General features: G+C 71.6%; 14 protein-coding genes. 9 read left to right on the top strand and 5 right to left on the bottom strand.

All coding sequences use genetic code 11. The features are described 5' to 3' along the window. The first annotated feature begins 30 nt into the window (after positions 1-30). Both ACZBH1_RS05415 and recQ read left to right on the top strand, forming a co-directional pair. Positions 31-567, top strand: coding sequence for a DUF1697 domain-containing protein (locus ACZBH1_RS05415; protein WP_463645744.1), 537 nt, complete (start codon positions 31-33; stop codon positions 565-567). Between the two features lie 106 nt (positions 568-673). Then, positions 674-2,668, top strand: coding sequence for a DNA helicase RecQ (gene recQ / locus ACZBH1_RS05410; RefSeq protein WP_463645743.1), 1,995 nt, complete (start codon positions 674-676; stop codon positions 2,666-2,668). Positions 2,669-2,930: 262 nt separating this feature from the next. Here recQ and ACZBH1_RS05405 read toward each other — a convergent pair whose 3' ends face one another. Beyond that, positions 2,931-3,392: a GNAT family N-acetyltransferase gene (locus ACZBH1_RS05405; protein WP_463645742.1), complete on the bottom strand. Its 462-nt coding sequence runs from the start codon at positions 3,390-3,392 to the stop codon at positions 2,931-2,933. 427 nt (positions 3,393-3,819) lie between these two features. On the opposite strand from ACZBH1_RS05405, the gene ACZBH1_RS05400 reads away from it, so the two are divergent. After that, positions 3,820-5,505 (top strand): formate--tetrahydrofolate ligase, encoded by a 1,686-nt coding sequence (locus ACZBH1_RS05400; protein ID WP_463645741.1) that lies wholly within the window; start codon positions 3,820-3,822, stop codon positions 5,503-5,505. A 58-nt stretch (positions 5,506-5,563) separates the two neighbouring features. On the opposite strand, the gene ACZBH1_RS05395 is transcribed toward ACZBH1_RS05400, so the two are convergent. Then, entirely contained in the window at positions 5,564-6,838 is a 1,275-nt protein-coding gene (locus tag ACZBH1_RS05395; protein WP_463645740.1) for a GNAT family N-acetyltransferase, read from the bottom strand. Between the two features lie 57 nt (positions 6,839-6,895). Continuing rightward, the gene (locus ACZBH1_RS05390) at positions 6,896-7,255 is read right to left on the bottom strand and encodes a VOC family protein (RefSeq protein WP_336393859.1); all 360 of its coding nucleotides are present in this window, start codon (positions 7,253-7,255) and stop codon (positions 6,896-6,898) included. Positions 7,256-7,451: 196 nt separating this feature from the next. Here ACZBH1_RS05390 and ACZBH1_RS05385 point away from each other — a divergent pair, with 196 nt between their 5' ends. Next, positions 7,452-9,557: an acyl-CoA dehydrogenase family protein gene (locus tag ACZBH1_RS05385; protein WP_336393858.1), complete on the top strand. Its 2,106-nt coding sequence runs from the start codon at positions 7,452-7,454 to the stop codon at positions 9,555-9,557. Positions 9,558-9,566: 9 nt separating this feature from the next. Here ACZBH1_RS05385 and ACZBH1_RS05380 read toward each other — a convergent pair whose 3' ends face one another. Beyond that, positions 9,567-9,965, bottom strand: a complete 399-nt coding sequence (locus ACZBH1_RS05380) for a glucose-6-phosphate dehydrogenase (RefSeq protein WP_336393857.1) — start codon at positions 9,963-9,965, stop codon at positions 9,567-9,569. Positions 9,966-10,165: 200 nt separating this feature from the next. Then, positions 10,166-10,714 carry a type 1 glutamine amidotransferase domain-containing protein gene (locus ACZBH1_RS05375; RefSeq protein ID WP_336393856.1) on the bottom strand — a complete coding sequence of 183 codons (549 nt, stop codon included), beginning with the start codon at positions 10,712-10,714 and terminating at the stop codon, positions 10,166-10,168. A gap of 73 nt (positions 10,715-10,787) precedes the next feature. Here ACZBH1_RS05375 and ACZBH1_RS05370 point away from each other — a divergent pair, with 73 nt between their 5' ends. The 5 genes from ACZBH1_RS05370 to ACZBH1_RS05350 all read left to right on the top strand — a co-directional run bounded on the left by ACZBH1_RS05370 (position 10,788) and on the right by ACZBH1_RS05350 (position 20,966). Next, the gene (locus ACZBH1_RS05370) at positions 10,788-11,363 is read left to right on the top strand and encodes a DNA-3-methyladenine glycosylase I (protein WP_463645739.1); all 576 of its coding nucleotides are present in this window, start codon (positions 10,788-10,790) and stop codon (positions 11,361-11,363) included. Between the two features lie 31 nt (positions 11,364-11,394). Continuing rightward, complete coding sequence (locus ACZBH1_RS05365; RefSeq protein WP_336393853.1) at positions 11,395-11,625, top strand: hypothetical protein; 231 nt, start codon at positions 11,395-11,397, stop codon at positions 11,623-11,625. Beyond that, entirely contained in the window at positions 11,622-12,050 is a 429-nt protein-coding gene (locus tag ACZBH1_RS05360) for a TA system VapC family ribonuclease toxin (protein WP_336393852.1), read from the top strand. The genes ACZBH1_RS05365 and ACZBH1_RS05360 overlap by 4 nt, the downstream gene beginning before the upstream one ends. 300 nt (positions 12,051-12,350) lie before the next feature. Then, positions 12,351-14,699 carry an ATP-binding cassette domain-containing protein gene (locus ACZBH1_RS05355; protein WP_378879628.1) on the top strand — a complete coding sequence of 783 codons (2,349 nt, stop codon included), beginning with the start codon at positions 12,351-12,353 and terminating at the stop codon, positions 14,697-14,699. A 207-nt stretch (positions 14,700-14,906) separates the two neighbouring features. Beyond that, a complete protein-coding gene (locus tag ACZBH1_RS05350) occupies positions 14,907-20,966 on the top strand; it encodes an Ig-like domain-containing protein (protein ID WP_463645738.1) in 6,060 nt (2,019 codons plus the stop codon). Positions 20,967-20,972: the final 6 nt, after the last annotated feature.

Genomic DNA, 20,972 nt, shown 5'->3' with positions numbered 1-20,972 from the left:
GGTGTCGCCGGCATCCGGAATGATGACGTCATGCCCACCTACGTGGCCTTCCTGCGGGCGATCAACCTCGGCGCGAACCGGAAGTTCCCGAAGGACGACATCCGCCGCGTCGTCGAGGGCGTCGGATTCACCGATGTCGAGACCCACATCAACACCGGCAACGTGCGCTTCACGACGCCGATGCGCTCGCGCGCGAAGATCGAGGCGGTCCTCGAGCGGGCGTTCGCGGCCGACCGCGGCTTCGAGGTCCCCGCGATCGTGTTCACGACGGCGGAGCTCGCCGAGATCGCCCGGGGCGCCACGGCGCTGAGCGCCGAGCGTCCCGGGCTGGAGCGGCACTACGTGTACCTGTTGAAGGACGAGCCGCCGGCGGACGCGGTGGCGCGGATCGAGGCGCTCGCGTCGGCCGAGGGCGAGATGGTCGTGCGCGGGCGGGCCGCGCACGCCCTCCTGGGTCCGGGATACCAGGCGGGGTCCGTCGACCCGCTGAACGCGGCGAAGCTGCTGGGGGTCGCGACCAACCGCAACCTCACGGTGGTCACGGCCCTCGCCGCGAAGTGGTGCTGACGCGGCTTCCTCCACAGGTCACGCCGGGTGCGACGGCCGGCACCGGTTCCCGCCGCATCCGCGGGCGGGCGGTCCCGCGTCGGGGGCCGCGGTTACCCTGGAAGCGATGACGATCCCGCAGGGCGACCCGTACGCCGATCTCGCGTGGGAGGCCGACGAGGTCGCGCCTCCGCCGGACGACTCCTGGGCGCCCCCGGAGGACGGGTGGATGCCTCCGTCCGACCCCCTCGCGGCCGGGTCGGCGCCGATCGATCCCTTCGCCGACGCGGGGCCCCGCCGGGACTTCACCGGCACCGACGCGCGCGCCGTGCTGCGCGAGGTGTACGGCTACGACGCCTTCCGCGGCGAGCAGGACGCCATCGTCGACCACGTGATCGCCGGCGGGGACGCCGTCGTGCTGATGCCCACGGGCGGCGGCAAGAGCGTCTGCTACCAGGTGCCCGCGCTCGTGCGCCCCGGCACCGGCCTCGTCGTCAGCCCGCTCATCGCGCTCATGCACGACCAGGTCGACGCCCTCGTCGCCAACGGCGTCCGGGCGGCCTACCTCAACTCGACCCAGGCGCCCGCGGAGCGGGCGGCGGTCGAACGCGCCTTCCTCGCGGGCGAGCTCGACCTGCTGTACGTCGCCCCGGAGCGGCTCAACACCGAGACGACGCTGCGCTTCCTCGCCCGGGGCCGGCTGAGCGTGATCGCGATCGACGAGGCCCACTGCGTGTCGCAGTGGGGCCACGACTTCCGGCCCGACTACCTCGCGCTGGGCGCGCTCGCCGAGCGGTTCCCCGGCGTCCCGCGTCTCGCGCTGACCGCGACGGCGACCCCTGCCACGCATCGCGAGATGACCGAGCGGCTGCAGCTGCCCCGCGCGCGCCACTTCGTGGCGAGCTTCGACCGCCCGAACATCCAGTACCGCATCGAGGCGAAGTCCGACCCGCGCCGTCAGCTCGTCGCCTTCATCCGCTCCCAGGGCGCCGGTGCCGCCGGCATCGTCTACGCGCTCAGCCGCAAGTCGGTGGAGCAGACGGCCGAGTTCCTCTCCGCGCAGGGCGTCGACGCGCTGCCGTACCACGCGGGCCTGCCGGCCGAGACGCGCAGCGCGAACCAGTCGCGGTTCCTGCGCGAGGACGGCGTGGTCATGGTCGCCACCATCGCGTTCGGCATGGGCATCGACAAGCCCGACGTCCGCTTCGTCGCCCACATCGACCTGCCGAAGTCGGTCGAGGGCTACTACCAGGAGACGGGTCGGGCCGGCCGTGACGGCGAGGCATCCGTCGCCTGGATGGCCTACGGGCTCGGCGACGTCGTGCAGCAGCGCCGCATGATCGACCAGTCGCCCGGCGATCGGGCGTTCAAGACCCGGCTGGGCCAGCACCTCGACGCGATGCTCGGCCTGTGCGAGACGGTCGGATGCCGCCGCCAGAACCTGCTCGCGTACTTCGGCGAGCCCTCCCAGCCGTGCGGCAACTGCGACACCTGCCTCGAGGCTCCCGAGACGTGGGACGGTCTCGTCCCCGCGCAGAAGCTGCTCTCGACGATCGTGCGCCTGCAGCGCGAGCGCGGTCAGGCCTTCGGCGCGGGACATCTCATCGACATCCTTCGCGGCGCCCAGAACGACCGCATCCGCCAGCAGGGGCACGACGCCCTGTCGACCTATGGGCTGGGCGCCGACCTCAGCGAGCAGGACTGGCGCAGCGTGGTCCGTCAGCTGCTGGCGCGCGGCATCCTGGTCGCCCGCGGCGAATACGGCACCCTCGCCCTCGGTGAGCCTGCCGCCGGCGTCCTGCGCGGCGAGACCCCGGTGCCGCTGCGTCGCGACGTGATGGGACGCTCCGGCGGCGTCGCCCGGGTGCGCAAGACCAACGCGCCCGACAGCCTCAACCCGGCCGATGTCGGCGTGTTCGAGGCGCTGCGCGCCTGGCGGGCCGGCGTCGCGAAGGACCTCGGCGTGCCGGCGTACATCGTGTTCGGCGATGCGACGCTGCGAGCTCTCGCCGAGCGGCGGCCCGGATCGCTCGCCGACCTCGATGGGGTCGCGGGCATCGGCGCGAAGAAGCGCGAGGCGTACGGCGAGGCCGTGCTCGGCGTCATCCGCGAGGCCGCGTAGGGCGGCGGCGGACGCTCGTCCCAGCGCTTCGGGTGGCGGCATCCGTCCCCTCCGCCGACCGCATTCCGATGAGGTGCTGGTCGTCGTCGGACCCAACCGCCTCCTGGCGACCGGTGACGACGCCGAGGCGGTCGCGGCCGCGGCGCTGGAGCTCCTGGCGGGCTAGGCCGGTGCGATCGCGGCGTCGGCGGGCGGCATCCGTCAACGTCGCCGAGGTCCGCGCGGCGCGGCTCGCACCGGGCGCTGCGGCGGGCCGTGCGGGTCACAGCTCCTGCGAGAAGTAGAAGGCCCGTTCACCGGTGCCGGGGTCCGCCCCGAGGAATCCATGGCGCTCGTAGAAGCGCTGCGCGTCGACGTCGCCCTCGTCGACGTTGATCTCGATCGCCGACACCCCGCCCCGGCGGCACTCCGCCACGAGACGGTCGACGATCGCGCCGCCGATCCCCGCGCCGCGTGCATGCGGCGCGACGTACATCTCGTCGAGCAGCGCGACCGGTCCGGGGTACCAGACGTTGGAACGCAGCGTCACGAGCGCGACGCCGACCGCGGGGTTGCCGCCGAGCAGCGCGAACGTGTGCGGCTCGGCCAGCAGCTCACGCAGCCGCTCGGCCAGCGCGGGCGCGCCCGGGGACGGCGTGTCGAACTCGGTGTTGAAGGCGTGGAGCAGCTCGGCGACGAGATCGGCGTCGTCGACGGCGGCCCTGCGCACGACTCGATCGGGCATGCCCCCACCGTAGGCCTCGTCCCCCGCCGGCCCCACCCCCTCAGCCCCGTATCCCTCCTGCCCCTCCTGCCCCCTCCTGCCCCCTCCTGCCCCCCGTTTCCGCCGACGAACCGCGATCTCGTCGAACAGCCACGTTGTCGGCGCCGACAGCGGGGCTACTCGCCGACATCGCGGTATCTCGGCGAGGGGGTGGGGGCCCGCGGCAGCCCGGGGTTTCTCGCCGACATCGCGGTTTCTCGTCGAAGAACCACGTCCTCGGCGCCGACAGCGGGGTTACTCGGCGACATCGCGGTTTCTCGGCGCGGGGGTGGGGGCCGCGGCAGCCCGGGCGGGGGGTCGGCGAGACCGCGGTTTCTCGGCGCGGGGGGCGCCCCGCGGTAGCCTGACGCGCAGGAGCGGGCGACGGCGCCCGCCGACGGGGAGCGACGTGGCCACGAGCAACATCGAGATCGCACAGCAGGCCGACCTCTGGCCGATCGCCCGGATCGCCGAGGGCCTCGGCATCCCCGACGACGAGCTCGAGCCGTACGGCCGGTACAAGGCCAAGGTGTCGCTGCGGCACCTGCGCACGCTGCGCGACAAGCCCCGCGGCCGCCTCGTGCTCATGACCGCCGTGTCGCCGACGCCGGCCGGCGAGGGCAAGACGACCACGACGGTGGGCCTGGGCGACGCGCTCACCCGGATCGGCGAGCGCGCCATGATCTGCCTGCGCGAGCCTGCCCTCGGTCCGGTGTTCGGCATGAAGGGCGGCGCCGCCGGCGGCGGATACGCCCAGGTCGTGCCGATGGAAGACATCAACCTCCACTTCACGGGCGACTTCTCGGCCATCGCCATCGCCACGAATCTGCTCGCCGCGCTCATCGACAACCACGTGCACCACGGCAACGAGCTCGGCATCGACGTGCGCCGCGTGACCTGGCGCCGCGTGCTCGACGTGAACGACCGCGCCCTGCGCGACACCGTCGTGGGGCTCGGCGGACCCTCCAACGGCTACCCGCGCGAGGCGGGGTTCGACATCGTCGTGGCCAGCGAGGTGATGGCGATCTTCTGCCTGGCCACCGACCTCGCCGACCTCAAGGAACGGCTCGGTGAGATCGTCGTCGCCTACACGCGCGACCGCCGTGCGATCCGCGCGCGCGACCTGCAAGCGCACGGCGCCATGGCCGCGGTGCTGCGCGACGCGCTCGCGCCCAACCTGGTGCAGACGCTCGAGCACACGCCCGCCTTCGTGCACGGCGGACCGTTCGCCAACATCGCGCACGGCTGCAACTCGTACCTCGCGACGGATTCGGCGCTGCGACTGGCGGACTACGTCGTCACCGAGGCCGGCTTCGGCGCGGATCTCGGCGCCGAGAAGTTCGTCGACATCCTCTGCCGCACCACGGGCCTCCGGCCGGACGTCGCCGTCATCGTCGCGACGGTGCGCGCGATGAAGTACCACGGCGGCGTCGAGGTCGCCGACCTGCCGCACGAGAACGTGGCGGCGCTCCGGCGCGGCACGGCCAACCTCGTCCGGCACCTCGAGACGGTGCGCGACACGTGGGGCATCCCCGCGGTCGTCGCGATCAACCATCGCGCGGAGGACACGGATGCCGAGATCGCGGCGCTCATCGCCGCCGCCGAGGCGGTCGGGGCGAAGGCGGTCGTCGCGAGGCACTTCGCCGAGGGCGGCGCCGGGGCCGAGGACCTCGCCCGCGAGGTCGTGCGGATCTGCGAGGAGCCGCGCGCCGAGGCATCCGCTCTGCACTTCACGTATCCCGACGACGCGACGCTGTGGCAGAAGATGACGGCGATCGCGACGCGGATCTACGGGGCGTCCGAGGTCACCGCATCGACGGCGGTGCGCGCCCAGATCAAGCGCCTGCAGGACGAGGGGTACGGGGGCTACCCGGTGTGCGTCGCCAAGACGCAGTACTCCTTCTCGACCGACCCGAAGCTGCGCGGGGCCCCGACCGGCCACGCCGTCGACATCCGCGAGGTGCGCCTCGCGGCCGGCGCCCGGTTCGTCGTCATGGTGTGCGGCGACATCATGACCATGCCCGGCCTGCCCGCCGTGCCGGCGGCGAACAGCATCGACGTCGACGACGACGGCCGGATCGTCGGGCTCTTCTGACGCGAGTCACGCGCTTCGGTCGTGTCAGGCCCGCGGATGCACGCGGCGCGAGCCGGTTTCAGGCCGGCGGGAAGGACCGCACCCGCTGCACGCGCAGCGCGTGGGGGAGCGCCGCGGCGTCGCGCGTGCCGTCGGCCCGCGGGAACTCGTAGACGTCGAGCATGAGCTGCACCGGGTAGTCGATGGACTGCGCCGCCGTCTTGACCCAGCGCCCATCGACGAAGAAGCGCAGCCGGTCACCCGTCCACTCCACCGCGTAGTCGTGGAACTCGGTGAGGTCGGCGTCGACGCGGATCTTCTCGAAGTCCTCGCGAAGCCGGGGGTCGTTCTGGGGCTTGACGCCGACGCCGACCCAGCCTCCACCTTCGTCGATCTCGCTGCCGAAGATCTCGGCGATGCAGATCTCGCCGCAGTCGTCGGGGCGCTCCTCGAAGCCGATCGGCCAGAACGCCACCATCGCGTCCGGATGCCGGATCGCGGCGAGCCGCACCTCGATGACGCCGTGGTGCACGAGCCACAGCCGGTGCTGCGGCTGCTCCTGGCGCACCCTGAGTCCCGGGCGGAAGCGATGCTGCCCGATCCCGGTGCCGAGGGGGCCCGAGAACTGCCCGGTCTGCAGATGCGAGACGCGCAGGTCGCCGTCGAGGTCGGGCGCCCAGGGTGCGGTGTCGGCGTCGATCCTCAGCTCGAGTCCGCCGGTGTCGACGCGCCACCGCGCGGCCGCCGCATCCCGCGACGACCAGTGCGGTGTGTAGAACGGCCACCAGCGCTCCGCGTCCAGAGCGGGCGACGCGAACGTCTCGTCGACGTCGGGCACACGGCCGGCGAGGTCGAGGGGAGACATGTCGAGCACCCAGACGTTGAAGGCCAGCTCGCCGCCGCGCCAGGGCCCGGTGCCGGTGCCGCGATGCTCGAATCCGGCAGAGCGGCACAGCGCATTCGAGGCGGGATTGTCGACGCCCGGGTATGCCACGAGCAGTTCGCGGTCATCGCGCCGTGCGACCTCGCGGACGACGAGCCGCAGCGCCGCCCGCGCGAGGCCCTGTCCCTGCCATTCGGGGAACACGTTCCATCCGGTCTCCCACGCCGGCGCGCCGTCGTGCTCGACCGGCCAGTACCCGATGCCGCCGACAGCCACCCCGTCGGCCTCGATGCGGTACATCGCCGCGGTGCCCTCGGCGGTCAGGCGCAGATACCGTGCGTGGCGCTCCTCGAGCTCGGCCGGCGTCTCGGGGCCGCCGAGGTACGCGGTCATCTCCGGCGTGTTGGCGCGCTCGAGCAGGGGCAGGTCGTCGGGTCCCCACGGCTCCAGCGTCACGATGCGGTCGGCCATCCGGTCCATTGTCGCCGCCGCTCCCGACACTCCGGGCTCCCACCAGGCCCGGCTGCCTCAGCGGTCGGTGACGAGGAGGGTGTTGCCGTCGGGGTCGGTCGCCGTGAAGAACAGGCACCGCGCCGGATCCCCGAGCACGTCGCCCGGGTGCGCGCCGAGTCGGGCGAGGCGCTCGCGGGCCACGGCGAGGTCGTCGACGCGGAAGTTGCAGGTCGCCCAGCGGAGGCCGGGCGCGGTGTGGATGCCGCTCGCCGGCCCCATCAGGGTCACCTGGCCATGCGAGCCGGCCACGACGCTCGACGCGTCCGACGACTCGACGACGTCGAGCTCGAACGCGTCGGCGTACCAGAGCGCCCCGGCGCGAGGGTCGTGCACCGGGATGAAGGCCGTCGTGATGGCGGTCGGCGGAGGCGTCATGCCGACGAGCCTAGGACTCCCCGGCCCGAGGGGGGAGGCCTGCGACCGGCACGCACCTGTGCGTCTCGCACAACCCGGGCGCGCGACGCCTGGCCCTCGGATTGTAGATATCCACCAGCGGCTTTGATGACCGCTTGTGGGAGTCCTACGGTCGGAGAGAACTTGCTCCTGTCCATTGCACCGAGAGGTGATGCACATGGCCGACGCCGCCGTCCGCACCAAGAAGCCCGCCACCAGCAAGCGCACGCCCGCCGGCGGCGCCCCCACCGCGCCGCACACAGCGGCTGAGGCATCCGAGCCCCGCATCGACGTCGCCGCCGTCACCGATCTGCTGCTGGGCACATGGGGCGAGACCCGCCGCGAGGCCCGCGAGATGATCAAGGACCCGGCGTTCTGGCGCATCGACGGCCTGCCGATGGCCGAGCACCGCGAGCGCGTCCTGACGCAGCTGCACCTGCTCGTCGAGCACGGCGGCTCGCGCCGCGCGATGCCCGAGAAGTTCGGCGGCCTGAACGACAACGGCGCTAACATCGCCGGCTTCCAGGAGCTCGTGCTCGCCGACCCGAGCCTTCAGATCAAGTCGGGCGTGCAGTGGGGCCTCTTCGGGTCCGCGATCTTCCAGCTGGGCACCGAGAAGCACCACGAGGAGTGGCTGCCCGGCGTCATCGACATGTCGCTGCCGGGCGCGTTCGCGATGACCGAGACCGGCCACGGCTCGGACGTCGCCGCCATCGGCACGACGGCCACCTACGACCCCGCCGCCGAGGAGTTCGTGATCCACACGCCGTTCCGCGGCGCGTACAAGGACTACCTCGGCAACGCCGCGCTGCACGGCAGAGCCGCGACGGTTTTCGCGCAGCTCATCACGGGCGGCGTCAACTACGGCGTGCACTGCTTCTTCGTGCCGATCCGCGACGACGAGGGCAACATGCTCCCCGGCATCGTCAGCGAGGACGACGGCGTCAAGGGCGGCCTGAACGGCATCGACAACGGCCGGCTCGCGTTCGACCACGTCCGGGTGCCGCGCTTCAACCTGCTCGACCGCTACGGGCAGGTCGCGGCCGACGGCTCGTACACGTCCGAGATCCCGAGCCCCGGCCGCCGCTTCTTCACCATGCTCGGCGCGCTCGTGCAGGGCCGCGTGTCGCTGGACGGCGCCGCGACGACCGGCACCGCGCTCGCCCTGTACATCGCCCTGACGTACGCGAACCAGCGCCGGCAGTTCGACTCGGGCACCGGCACCGAAGAGGTCGTGCTGCTGGACTACGGCAAGCACCAGCGGCGCCTGCTGCCCCTGCTCGCCCAGAACTACGCGCAGTTCTTCAGCCACGACGAGCTGCTGAAGAAGTTCGACGGCGTCTTCTCGGGCCGCCACGACACCCCCGAGGAGCGCGAGGACCTCGAGACGCTGGCCGCGGCGCTCAAGCCCCTGTCGACGTGGAACGCGCTGGACACCATCCAGGAGGCCCGCGAGGCCTGCGGCGGCTCGGGCTTCCTCGCCGAGAACCGCATGGTGGGGCTGCACCAGGACCTCGACGTCTACGTGACGTTCGAGGGCGACAACAACGTCCTGCTCCAGCTGGTCGGCAAGCGGCTGCTGGCCGACTACGCCAAGCAGTTCAAGGGAGCGGATGCCGCGACCCTCGCCCGCTTCGCCGTCGGGCAGACCGCGGGCAAGCTTTTCCACGGCGCGGGCCTGCGGCAGCTGGGTCAGGCGGTGGCCGACTTCGGCTCCACCGCACGCTCGGTGGAGCTGGGCCTGCGGGCCGACCAGCAGCACGAGCTGCTCGCCGGGCGCGTGCAGCAGATGGTGGCCGACGTGGCCGCGGCCCTGCGCCCCGCGTCCAAGCTGCCGCAGTCCGAGGCCGCGGCCCTGTTCAACAGTCACCAGGCCGAGCTCATCGAGGCTGCTCGGGCGCACGCCGAGCTGCTGCAGTGGGAGGCGTTCACAGACGGCGTGAACCGCGTCTCCGACGAGGGCACGAAGCACGTCCTGCGGTGGCTGCGCGATCTCTTCGGCCTGCACCTGATCGAGAAGCACCTCGCGTGGTACCTCATCAACGGGAGGCTGTCGACGCAGCGTGCGGCATCCGTCTCGCGCTACATCGACCGGCTCGCCGCGCGGCTGCGTCCGCACGCTCAGGATCTCGTGGACGCCTTCGGCTTCGCCCCCGAGCATGTGCGCGCGCCGATCGCGTCGGGGGCCGAGCGCAAGCGCCAGGACGAGGCGCGGGAGTACTACCGCGCGCTCGCGGCGTCCGGCGAGGCGCCGGTGCCGGAGAAGTCCCTCAAGAAGAAGTAGCCCCGGGCCTCAGTCGGCCGACCAGCCGCAGATGCCGCACTCGCCCGTCGCCGACACCTCGACGAAGCAGTTCGGGCACATCGCCCGCTGCCGTTCGGGGATGACGGGCTTGGCGGGGCGCCGCTCGGCTGCGGGGCGCGACGCCCGTGCGCGGGTCGCCGGCGTCGTGGCCGGCTCCGGCCGGCGCTGCGCCTGCGGGACGTGTGCGGCGCAGTAGAACCGCACGTAGCCGTCGTGGTTCTTGGGGTGGCGGTGCTTGAAGGCCCACAGCTCGGTGCGCGCAAGCGGCGCGGAATCCGCCCCGCACGTGAAGCACCGCGTCGGCTCGCCAGGAACGACGTCTGCGACGAGGACCGGGGTCTCGAAGGGGACGGCGTCCCGCCAATCCGATGACGCGACGATCCTCATGCTGTTCCCTCCCGCCGGGGCGAGCGGTGGCCGCCCGACATTCCACCGTAAGCGACGTGCGGCCCGCTCGGGCAATCGCGGGATGACGACCGGGTGGCGAACGGATGCCGCGACCCCGCGATCCCCTCCGGGGTACGCCATCGCGCGGCGGGCGAGCGCCGCCGCACGACTGCCCGTGCAGCGGCGGCCCGTGCCGGGGGTCAGACGGTCTGGCCCGAGTGCGTGCCTTCAGCGATCTCTTCGACGACCTTGGCGTTGAAGGCCGGCAGGTCGTCGGGCGTCCGGCTCGACACGAGTCCCTGGTCGACCACGACCTCCTCGTCCACCCACGTCGCACCCGCGTTGCGCAGGTCGGTCTTGAGGCTCGGATAGCTCGTCAGCGTTCGACCGCCGACGACGTCGGCCTCGACGAGCAGCCAGCCGCCATGGCAGATCACGCCGACAGGCTTGTGCTGCTCGAAGAACGCCCGGCCGAACGCGACGGCGTCCACGTCCATCCGCAGGTGGTCGGCGTTCACGACGCCGCCGGGAAGCACGAGCGCGTCGTACTCGGCGGCGTCCGCCTGCGACGCCGAGAGGTCCACCGACTGCCGGTGTCCGTTCTTGCCCTCGATCTCGCCGCCCTCCGGTGCCACCATCACGGCGGTAGCGCCGGCAGAGGTGACGGCCTCCCAGGGGGAGGTGAGCTCACTGTCTTCGTATCCGTTCGTCGCGAGGAACGCGACCTTCTTTCCGGTGAGATCAGTCATGGCCGCCACGTTACGTGCGGCACCGTTCTCCCCAGAGGGGCTTGACAGTCCAGGCCGGCCCTAGGCTGGCGCGGTGAGCACCGACGTCCGCCTCGGCGCCGACGGCCGCGCGCGCTGCGCGTGGGTCGGCGACGACCTCGAGTACGCCCGCTACCACGACGAGGAGTGGGGCGTCGCGCTCCACGGCGACCGCGCGCTGTTCGAGAAGATGAGCCTCGAGGGGTTCCAGGCCGGCCTGTCGTGGATCACGATCCTGCGCAAGCGACCGCGATTCCGCGAGGTGTTCGCCGGCTTCGAGCCCGAGGTCGTGGCCGCATTCGGCGAGGGTGACGTCGCGCGGTTGATGACGGATGCCGGCATCATCCGCAACCGCGCCAAGATCGAGGCCACGATCTCCAACGCCCGCCTGGTCGCCGACCTCGCGCCGGGGGAGCTCGACGAGTTCATGTGGTCGTTCGCACCGGCATCCCACCGCCGTCCCGTCACCTTCGCGGACGTGCCCGCCACGACCGCCGCGTCCGACGCGCTCAGCAAGGCGCTGCGCAAGCGCGGGTTCCGGTTCGTGGGGCCGACCACGATGTACGCGCTCATGCAATCGGCCGGCATGGTCGACGACCACGTCGGGGGGTGCTGGCGGGCCGCCCGTTGACGCATGATGCGTGATGCATGATGATCGATGCATGCGCACCACTCTCACGATCGACGACGACGTGCTCGCCGCGGCGAAGCAATTCGCGGACGCGCGGGGCATCACGCTCGGCGAGGCCGTGTCGCAGCTGGCCCGGGCGACGCTGACCGAGCGGCAGCGCCACGGCGGCACCCGCAACGGCATCGTGCTGCTGCCCACGCCGCCCGGGGCGGGACGCGCCACCCTGGACGACGTCAACGAGCTGCGGGACGACTCCGCGTGACCCGCCACCTGCTCGACGTGAACGCGGTGATCGCGCTCATCGACCCCCTGCACGTGCACCACGAGCGCGCGCACCGCTGGTTCGCGTCGCGCGGCGGCGCGCCGTGGCACACCTGCCCGCTGGTGCAGAACGGCGTCGTCCGGGTCGTGAGCCACCCGAAGTACTCCAACAGCCAGCCGGCGCCGGTCGTGCTGGCCAGCCTCGCGAGCCTCGCCGCGCGAGAGGACCATGCGTTCCTCCCCGACACCGTCAGCCTGCTCGACAGCTCCGTCCACACCGAGCGGCTGCTGGCCAGCTCGCAGGTGACCGACACCTACCTGCTGCACCTCGCGGCCTCGAACGACGCGCTGCTGGCCACCTTCGACACCCGCATCGTCACGTCGGCGGTCCCGTCAGGGGCGACGGTGCTCTTCCCGATCCCGTAGCCGACCGGGCGTCCGGGCGCCCGTTCTCCCGGGTTTGGGGCGCACCCCGGACGTTCGGGCGCACGCAGCGCGCCCCGAACGGTCGCGACGCGCCCCAAACCCGGAAGAGGGGCCAGGGCGCGGCCACCTGAGCCGCGGCATCCGTCTCCCGTCCTTTCCGGGTTCGGGGCGCATGCCGCGCATTCGGGGCGCACGCCGCGCGCCCCGAACGGTCGCGACGCGCCCCGAACCCGGTGGCGACCCGGGACCGAGCAGGATCGAGGAAGCGGGGTGTCCGGGTCGCCCGGCATACTCGTGCGCATGGCATCCCATATCGCTGACTCGCATGAGGTCATCCGGGTGGTCGGCGCGCGAGAGAACAACCTCAAGAACGTGTCGGTCGAGATCCCCAAGCGGCGGCTCACCGTCTTCACCGGCGTCAGCGGCTCGGGCAAGTCCTCGCTCGTCTTCGGCACCATCGCGAGCGAGTCGCAGCGCCTCATCAACGAGACGTATCCGACCTTCGTGCAGCAGTTCATGGGACAGCTGAGCCGACCCGAGGTCGACGCGCTCGAGAACGTCAGCCCGGCGATCATCGTCGACCAGGAGCGCATGGGCTCCAACGCCCGCTCGACGGTGGGCACCGCGACGGACGCGCACGCGATGCTGCGCCTGCTGTTCAGCCGCATCGGCGTGCCGCACGTCGGCTCGCCGCAGGCCTTCTCGTTCAACATCCCGTCCGTGTCGGGCGCCGGTGCCATCACCCTCGAGAAGGGCGGCAAGAAGGTCAAGGAGCGCCGGTCATTCGAGATCACGGGCGGCATGTGCCCGCGCTGCGAGGGCCTGGGCGAGGTCAGCGACGTCGACCTGGACGAGCTCTACGACAAGACGAAGTCGCTCGCCGACGGGGCCCTGAAGATCCCGGGCTACAGCGTCGACGGGTGGATGGTGAAGGGGTTCACCGAGTCCGGGTTCGTCGACCCCGCCAAGCCGATCCAGGACTACACCGAGCAGGAGCTCGCCGACTTCCTCCACAAGGAGCCGACGAAGGTCAAGATCGCCGGCATCAACATGACCTACGAGGGCCTGGTGCCCAAGATCACCAAGTCGATGCTGCAGAAGGACCGCGACTCGCTGCAGCCGCACATCCGCGCGTTCGTGGATCGCGCCGTGAAGTTCATGCCGTGCCCCGGCTGCGGAGGCACCCGGCTCAACGAGGGCGCCCGCTCGTCGAAGATCGACGGGACCAGCATCGCGGATGCCGCGGCCATGCAGATCACCGATCTGGCGACGTGGCTCGACACGGTCGACGATCCGTCGGTCGCCCCGCTCATGGCGGGACTGCGCCAGACCATCGCCTCGTTCATCGACATCGGCCTCGGCTATCTCTCGCTGGACCGCGCGTCGGGCACGCTGTCGGGCGGCGAGGCACAGCGCACCAAGATGATCCGGCACCTGGGCTCGCCTCTCACCGACATCAGCTACGTCTTCGACGAGCCCACCGCGGGACTGCACCCCCACGACATCGCCCGGATGAACCGTCTGCTGCAGCAGCTGCGCGACAAGGGGAACACCGTCCTGGTCGTGGAGCACAAGCCCGAGGTCATCGAGATCGCCGACCACGTCGTCGACCTCGGCCCCGGAGCCGGCCGCGCGGGCGGCGAGGTGCAGTACGAGGGCGACGTCGCCGGTCTGCGCGCCTCGGGCACCATCACCGGGCGCCACCTCGACGACCGCGCGCGCCTGAAGGCGACGACCCGGCCGGCGAAGGGCGCGCTCGAGATCCGGGGGGCGACCCAGCACAACCTGAAGGACGTCGACGTCGACATCCCGCTCGGCATCCTGACGGTCGTCACGGGGGTCGCCGGGTCGGGCAAGTCGTCGCTCATCCACGGCAACGTCCCGGCGTTCGACGACGTCGTGGTCGTCGACCAGTCGCCCATCAAGGGCAACCGACGGTCGAGTCCGGCGACCTACACCGGCATCCTCGACACGATCCGCTCGGCCTTCGCCAAGGCCAACGGCGTCAAGCCCGCCCTGTTCAGCGCGAACTCCGAAGGCGCCTGCCCGGCGTGCCGGGGTCTCGGCGTCATCATCACCAACCTCGGGTTCACCCAGACGGTCGAGACGCTGTGCGAGCTGTGCGACGGCACCGGCTTCAGCGACGAGGTGCTGGAGTTCACCCTCGACGGGAAGAACATCGCCGAGGTGCTGGCGATGTCGGCGGCGGAGGCATCCGTCTTCTTCTCCAAGGGTCCCGCCCACACCACCCTGACCCGCATGATCGACGTGGGGCTCGGCTACCTCACCCTCGGGCAGGCGCTCAACACGCTGTCGGGCGGCGAGCGGCAGCGGCTCAAGCTCGCCATCTCGATGGCGAAGAAGGGCGCGATCTACGTGCTCGACGAGCCGACGACGGGCCTGCACCTGGCCGACGTCGAGAACATGCTCGGGATGCTCGACCGCCTCGTCGAGGCCGGCAACAGCGTCATCGTCATCGAGCACCACCAGGCGGTGATGGCCCACGCGGACTGGATCATCGATCTCGGCCCTGGTGCCGGGCACGACGGCGGCGCGATCGTGTTCGAAGGGACGCCCGCCGACCTCGTCGCGTCCGCGGACACCCTCACCGCCCACCATCTGCGCGAGTACGTCGCCGCCGTACGCTGAGTCCGCCGGAGGGTGGGTGATTGTCCCCATCGTTAGCCTCTGACCTGGGCGATTAGCATCGACACGATGGCACTGCCCGTCCCATCCCCGTGGTGGCCCGGGTTAGGCTGAATCGTCCCCAGGTCTTCTGTGTGAGCGCCCGATGCCCCACGTCGGGTCCCGACGCCACGTAAAGACGCACGACACCCCGGAGGAGGCCGAGGTTCGATGAGGTCTTTCGCATGGCTTCGTGCGCGCCCGCGCGCATTCGCGTCCGCAGGCGCCGTCACGGCCGCCGCGGTCACGCTGACCACCCTCGCCTTCGTCTACCAGGGCGTTCCCACCACCGAGGTCGACCTCCACGACGGCGGTGTCTGGGTCACGAAGCAGTCGAGCCTCATGGTCGGCCACTTCAACCACGAGTCGCAGGTGCTGGACGGCGGGCTGCGCACCACGAGCGACGACTACGACATCCTGCAGTCCGGCTCGGACGTGCTCCTCGTCGACAGGGCGAACTCCGCCGTCAGCGTGATCGACCCCGGCATGGTCGCCCTCGCGGGGGCCGCAAGCCTGCCGGGCGACGCCGAGGTCGCCCTGGGCGGGTCTACCGTCGCCATCCTCGACCGCGCGTCAGGAGACATCTGGGCGCTCCCCGTGGAGGGCGCGGGCACCTTCCAGATCGAGGGCTCCGACCCCGTCGCCAATGCCGGCAAGGGAGCGGACGTCGCGGTCGGCGTGGACGGCGTCGTCTACGCGGCATCCTCCGAGACCGCCGAGCTCATCACCATCCGCCTGGGGACCGACGACACCCCGGAGGAGCCGGTGCGGACCGGCCTTCCCGGCATCGACGAGAAGGCGGAGCTGACGGTCACGGCCGTCGCCGACAAGCCCGTGGTGCTCGACGCGGCGACCGGCACGGTCATCGTGGACGGTCGCGAGACCCTCGTCGAGGGCGGTCGCAGCGCCGTGCTGCAGCAGCCGTCCGCCGCGGCGGACGCCGTCTCGCTGTCGACCGAGTCCGCGTTCCTTCGCGTGCCCCTCGACGGCTCGGAGCCGACCGCGATCCCCGCGGGCGGCGAGGGCGCGCCCGCGGAGCCGGTGTGGCTCGAGGGCTGCGGCTACGCGGCATGGACGGGTTCCGGCCGCTTCGTGCGCGACTGCGCGGGTGAGGCGGACGACCTCGCCGTCGACATCGAGGGCGTCGAGCCGACGTCCCTGCTGAAGTTCCGCGTCAACCGCGACGTCGTGGTGCTCAACGACATCATCGGCGGCGCCACCTGGATGGCCGCGGAAGACATGCAGCGCGTCGACAACTGGGACGAGATCACCCCGCCCGAGGGCGAGACCGAAGACACCGAGCAGACGACCGAGGAGACCACCGAGACGGTCCTGCCGGAGCGGTCCGAGGTCAACACCCCGCCCGACGCGAACGACGACGACCTCGGCGTGCGACCCGGGCGCACCACGATCCTGCCCATCATGGACAACGACAGCGACCCCGACGGCGACGTGCTTACCGCGCGGGTGCTGGAGGGCGGTCCCTCGGTCGGTGAGGTGCAGTCGATCGACAACGGCCGTTCGCTGCAGATCGCCGTACCCGAGGACGCCTCCGGGTCGGCATCCTTCACCTACGAGGTCTCGGACGGCCGCGGCGGCACCGACACCGCGCGGGTCTCCCTCGCGGTGCGCGGCTGGGACGTCAACGCGGCTCCCGAGCAGAAGCGGGTCACGACGGTGGCCGTCGAGGCCGGCGGCACGATCACCTACAACGTGCTGCCCGACTGGATCGACCCCGACGGCGACGACATCTTCCTCGGCTCGGTCACCCCCGCCGAAGGGGACGAGGCCGACTACACGTCCGACGGCCGCATCACCTATCGTGCGGTCGGCGGCACGCAGGGTCGCAAGGACGTCGAGATCACGGTGTCCGACGGCTCCGACGTCGCCGTGGGCATCATCCGCTTCGACGTGCGACCGGTCGGGTCGATCGACCCGGTCACCAACGCCGACTACATCGCCGTGCGCGCGGGGCAGACCGCGACCGTCGCGCCGCTGGCCAACGACGTCGGCGCCGGCCGCGAGCCGCTGCGCCTCGCCCGGGTCGATCCGGTGTCGGGCGCCGACATCGTTCCGGACTACGCCAACAAGACCTTCACCTTCCGCTCCTCGGCTCCGGGCACCTACTACGTGCAGTACATGGTCGCGGCGGGCGCCGCGGGCGTGCCGGGCATCGTGCGCGTCGACGTGCTTGCCGAGGGCGAGACCGACCTCCCGCCCGTCGCGGTGCGCGACGTCGCCCTTCTGCCGAGCGGCGGGGAGGTGCTCGTGAACGTGCTCACGAACGACTCCGACCCCTCCGGCGGCATCCTCGTCGTGCAGTCCGTGACGGTCGAGCCGAACTCAGGCATCGCGGTGGCTGTGCTCAATCACGAGACGCTCCGCATCAGCGACCAGGCTGCGCTCTCGGAGCAGGTGCGGATCTCGTACCGCATCTCCAACGGATCCAAGTCCGCCGAGGGCGACGTCATCGTCATCCCGATCCCGGCGCCGTCGCAGCTGCGACCGCCCGTGGCCAACGACGACCAGGTCGTGGTGCGCGCCGGCGACGTCGTGACGATCCCCGTGCTCGACAACGACTACCACCCCAACGGCGACACCATCCATGTCGCGCCCGACCTCGTCCCGCCCCTGGTCGAGCCCGAGGACGGCGAGATCTTCGTCTCGCAGGACACCGTCCGCTTCCGCGCCTCGGACGAGCCGGGCACGGTGTACGCCACGTACGAGGCGGTGGACAGCACGGGTCAGAAGGACGCCGGCTACATCACCATCCAGGTGCTGCCGGTGGACGCCGACACCAACGCCGCCCCGCGCCCGCGCGACCTGACGGCCCGCGTGCTCGGCGGCAGCCGCGTCCGTATCGCCGTGCCGCTGGACGGCATCGACTCCGACGGCGACTCCGTCGAGCTCATGGGCCTGGCGTCGTCGCCCGGCAAGGGCCGCGTCGTCGAGACCGGCTCGGACTACCTCATCTACGAGGCGTTCGACGAGACCGCGGGGGTCGACACCTTCACCTACCGCGTGCGCGACCGCCTCGGCGCCGAGGCCACAGCGTCCATCCGCGTCGGCATCGCCCCGCCAGAGGGCGTCAACCAGGCGCCGTACGCCGTCAAGGACGCCGTCGTGATGCGTCCGGGGCGCGCCGTCGCCGTGCCCGTGCTCGCGAACGACTCCGACCCGGACGGCGATGAGTTCGGCCTCGTCCGCGACGGCCTGATCCTCCCCGACGTCTCGGGTCTCAAGGCGAAGGTGGACGGCAACCGGGTGGTCGTCACATCGCCCTCCGAACCGGTGGAGACGTCGCTCCAGTACACGATCCGCGACGCGCGCGGCGCCGAGTCGAAGGCGGTGCTGCAGATCACCGTCGCCGAGGACGTCCCGCTGCAGCGGCCGATCGCGCGGGACGACTACGTCCGCGCCGCCGACGTCGAGGACGGCGTCGTCGACCTCGAAGTGCTCGCGAACGACGAGGATCCGGACGGCACGGTGGACGACCTCGAGCTCACCGTCGACGACGCTGACTCGCGCGTCCTCTCGGACGGCACCGTGCGCATCACGCTCGGCGACCGCGGTCGCCTCGCCGGCTACACCATCACCGACCGCGACGGGAACGAGGCATCCGCCTTCATCCACATCCCCGCGCTGTCGTCGCTGCCGCCCACGCTCGTGAGCGTGAAGCCGGTCGAGGTCAAGAGCGGCGAGACGGTCGAGCTCTCGCTGGACGAGCACGTGCGCGCCGCAGGCGGGGGCCCCGTCATCATCACCGAGGCGGCGAAGGTCACCGCGGCCCACAGCGACGGCTCGTCTCTGGTGAAGGACCAGACGACGCTCGTCTACACCTCCTCCGCGGGCTACTTCGGCCCCGACGCGATCACCTTCGAGGTGACCGACGGATCGGGTCCCGACGACCCCGAGGGCCGCAAGGCGACGCTGACGCTGCCGATCACGGTGCTGCCGCCCGAGAACCAGCAGCCGACGTTCGTCAACGGGCAGATGGACGTCGCGCCCGGCGAGGACGCGGCGGTGCTCGACCTCGCGGGCCTCACGACCGACCCCGACCCCGAGGACGCCGACAAGCTGCGGTTCGAGATCGTCGGCGGGTCGCCGAGCGGCATGTCGGCGCAGATCGAACGGGGCGAGCTGCGCGTGAGCGCGGCGGCCGACACCAAGAAGGGAACCGCCGCGACGATCGAGCTGCGCATCACCGACGGCACGACCGATCCCATCGAGGGCTCCGTCAGCGTGCGTGTCATCGCATCGACGCGCGAGCTGCCGACCGCGAACGACGACATCGTCGACGAGGCGCACCAGGGCAAGACCGTCTCGGTGCCCGTGCTCGGCAACGACGTCAACCCATTCCCCGAGACGCCCCTGAAGATCACCACGGCGGTCATGGAGACCGGCCAGGGCGACGCGGAGGTGTCGGGCAGTGAGGTCCGGGTCACTCCCGACGCCGAGTTCTTCGGCACGATGGTCGTCCGCTACCGCGTGCAGGATGCGACCGGCGACCCCGACCGCGAGGTCGAGGGGCGCATCCGCCTGACGGTGCAGGGCAAGCCCGACGCACCGGGGACCCCGGTCGTCTCGAGCGTGCAGGATCGCACCGTCGTGCTGTCGTGGACGCCGCCGGCGAACAACGGCGCCGAGATCGAGCGCTACCTCGTGAGCTCCACCGCAGGAAACTACGAGAAGGAGTGCCTCGCGACGACGTGCACGCTCGACGGCCTGACCAACAACGTCGAGTACAACTTCGTCGTCGTCGCCGAGAACCGCGTCGGCCCGTCCGACCTGTCGGCACCGTCCGAGACCGCGCGTCCCGACGCACGGCCCGACACCCCGGCGGCCCCCGCGCTGCAGTTCGGCGACCAGAGCCTCACTGTCTCGTGGGTCACCCCCACCACGCCCGGTTCGCCGGTCGAGAAGTACTCGCTCGAGATCTCGCCGGCTCCGCCGTCGGGGATCAGCCAGAAGACCGACGTCGTCGGCAACTCGCTGGTGTGGGACGGACTGCAGAACGGCGTCGCGTACCAGGTGCGCGTGCAGGCGCACAACCGCGCGCCCGAGCCGTCGAGCTGGAGCCCGTGGTCGGTGAGCGAGATCCCGGCCCGCGCGCCCGACGCGCCCGGTGCGCCCTCGGTCAACCGCCTCGACCCGGTCGGCGACCAGGCGCAGCTCGAGGTCGTGTGGAACCCGCCCGCCGACAACGGCGATGCCATCTCGGGCTACGAGCTGCAGGTGATGCAGGGCTCGTCCGTCGTGCGGACGATCACCGGCATCCCCGGTTCGCAGACCCGCCAGGCCGTCAACGTCACCACCTCGACGACGGACTACACGTTCCGCGTCCGCGCCTCGAACAAGGCCGGCTGGGGCGAGTGGGGCGCGTCCTCCGCTCCGCGCCGCGCCTTCGGCGTGCCGGGCGCCCCGACGAACGTGCAGGCGACGACCCCGCGCGGCGACAGCACCATCGACGTGACGTTCACGCCCGCTCCCGGAAACGGCGCGAACGCCGGTGAACTGCAGTACGAGTACTCGCTCAACGGCGGTGGATGGCAGGCGTTCAGCGGCCGCACGATCGGCGGCGTCAGCAACGGCACGACGTACACCGTGCGTCTGCGGGCGTACACCGCGATGGACGGCGTGCGCTACAACGGCGACCCCTCGGCGCAGTCGAACGGAGCGGTCCCGTACGGACCGGTGCGCAACCCCGGTGTCTCGGCGACGCGCGACGGCACGAGCATCACGTTCCAATGGAGCGCACCCGCCGAGAACGGTCGCAAGATCACGCAGATGCAGATCCGCATCGACGGCGGCGGCTGGCAGAACGTGGCGAACAACGGCTCGCGCACGAACAATTACGGCTACAGCGAGCGCCACACGATCGACGCCCGCGCGCAGGACGCCGAAGGCCAGTGGAGCAACGTCGTCTCGGATGCCGCCACCACCGTCGATCGTCCGCGGCCGACCGCGCAGACGGTCAAGGGCGCGTCGGGGAGCTGGAGCGACTGCGGGTCGGCATCGTGCGCCTATATGGCTGTCGACGTGACGAACTTCCCGGCCGGCAACTACGCGCTGCGCTGCAACGACGGCAACAGCTCGTGGGGTGGCGGCAGCACGACGTGGGTGCCGGAGAACGGCCGGGCCCGCGCGAACTGCTACCACGGCTACCCCGGCGCCCGCGTCTGGGTGACCATCGTGGGCTGGGGCGACGCCGCGCCGATGAACTGGTACTAGCCGCGG

The sequence above is a fragment of the Microbacterium sp. ZXT2-5 genome (genome assembly GCF_055329545.1).
The sequence above is the reverse complement of the archived record's forward strand: the minus strand, read 5'-3'. Positions and strand labels throughout refer to the sequence as shown.

Excerpts from the sequence above, each read along its gene's own strand:
- ACZBH1_RS05415 (WP_463645744.1), top strand. The coding sequence starts at position 31 with ATGCCCACCTACGTGGCCTTCCTGCGGGCGATCAACCTCGGCGCGAAC.
- recQ (WP_463645743.1), top strand. The coding sequence starts at position 674 with ATGACGATCCCGCAGGGCGACCCGTACGCCGATCTCGCGTGGGAGGCC.
- ACZBH1_RS05405 (WP_463645742.1), bottom strand. The coding sequence starts at position 3,392 with ATGCCCGATCGAGTCGTGCGCAGGGCCGCCGTCGACGACGCCGATCTC.
- ACZBH1_RS05395 (WP_463645740.1), bottom strand. The coding sequence starts at position 6,838 with ATGGCCGACCGCATCGTGACGCTGGAGCCGTGGGGACCCGACGACCTG.
- ACZBH1_RS05390 (WP_336393859.1), bottom strand. The coding sequence starts at position 7,255 with ATGACGCCTCCGCCGACCGCCATCACGACGGCCTTCATCCCGGTGCAC.
- ACZBH1_RS05385 (WP_336393858.1), top strand. The coding sequence starts at position 7,452 with ATGGCCGACGCCGCCGTCCGCACCAAGAAGCCCGCCACCAGCAAGCGC.
- ACZBH1_RS05380 (WP_336393857.1), bottom strand. The coding sequence starts at position 9,965 with ATGAGGATCGTCGCGTCATCGGATTGGCGGGACGCCGTCCCCTTCGAG.
- ACZBH1_RS05375 (WP_336393856.1), bottom strand. The coding sequence starts at position 10,714 with ATGACTGATCTCACCGGAAAGAAGGTCGCGTTCCTCGCGACGAACGGA.
- ACZBH1_RS05365 (WP_336393853.1), top strand. The coding sequence starts at position 11,395 with ATGCGCACCACTCTCACGATCGACGACGACGTGCTCGCCGCGGCGAAG.
- ACZBH1_RS05355 (WP_378879628.1), top strand. The coding sequence starts at position 12,351 with ATGGCATCCCATATCGCTGACTCGCATGAGGTCATCCGGGTGGTCGGC.
- ACZBH1_RS05350 (WP_463645738.1), top strand. The coding sequence starts at position 14,907 with ATGAGGTCTTTCGCATGGCTTCGTGCGCGCCCGCGCGCATTCGCGTCC.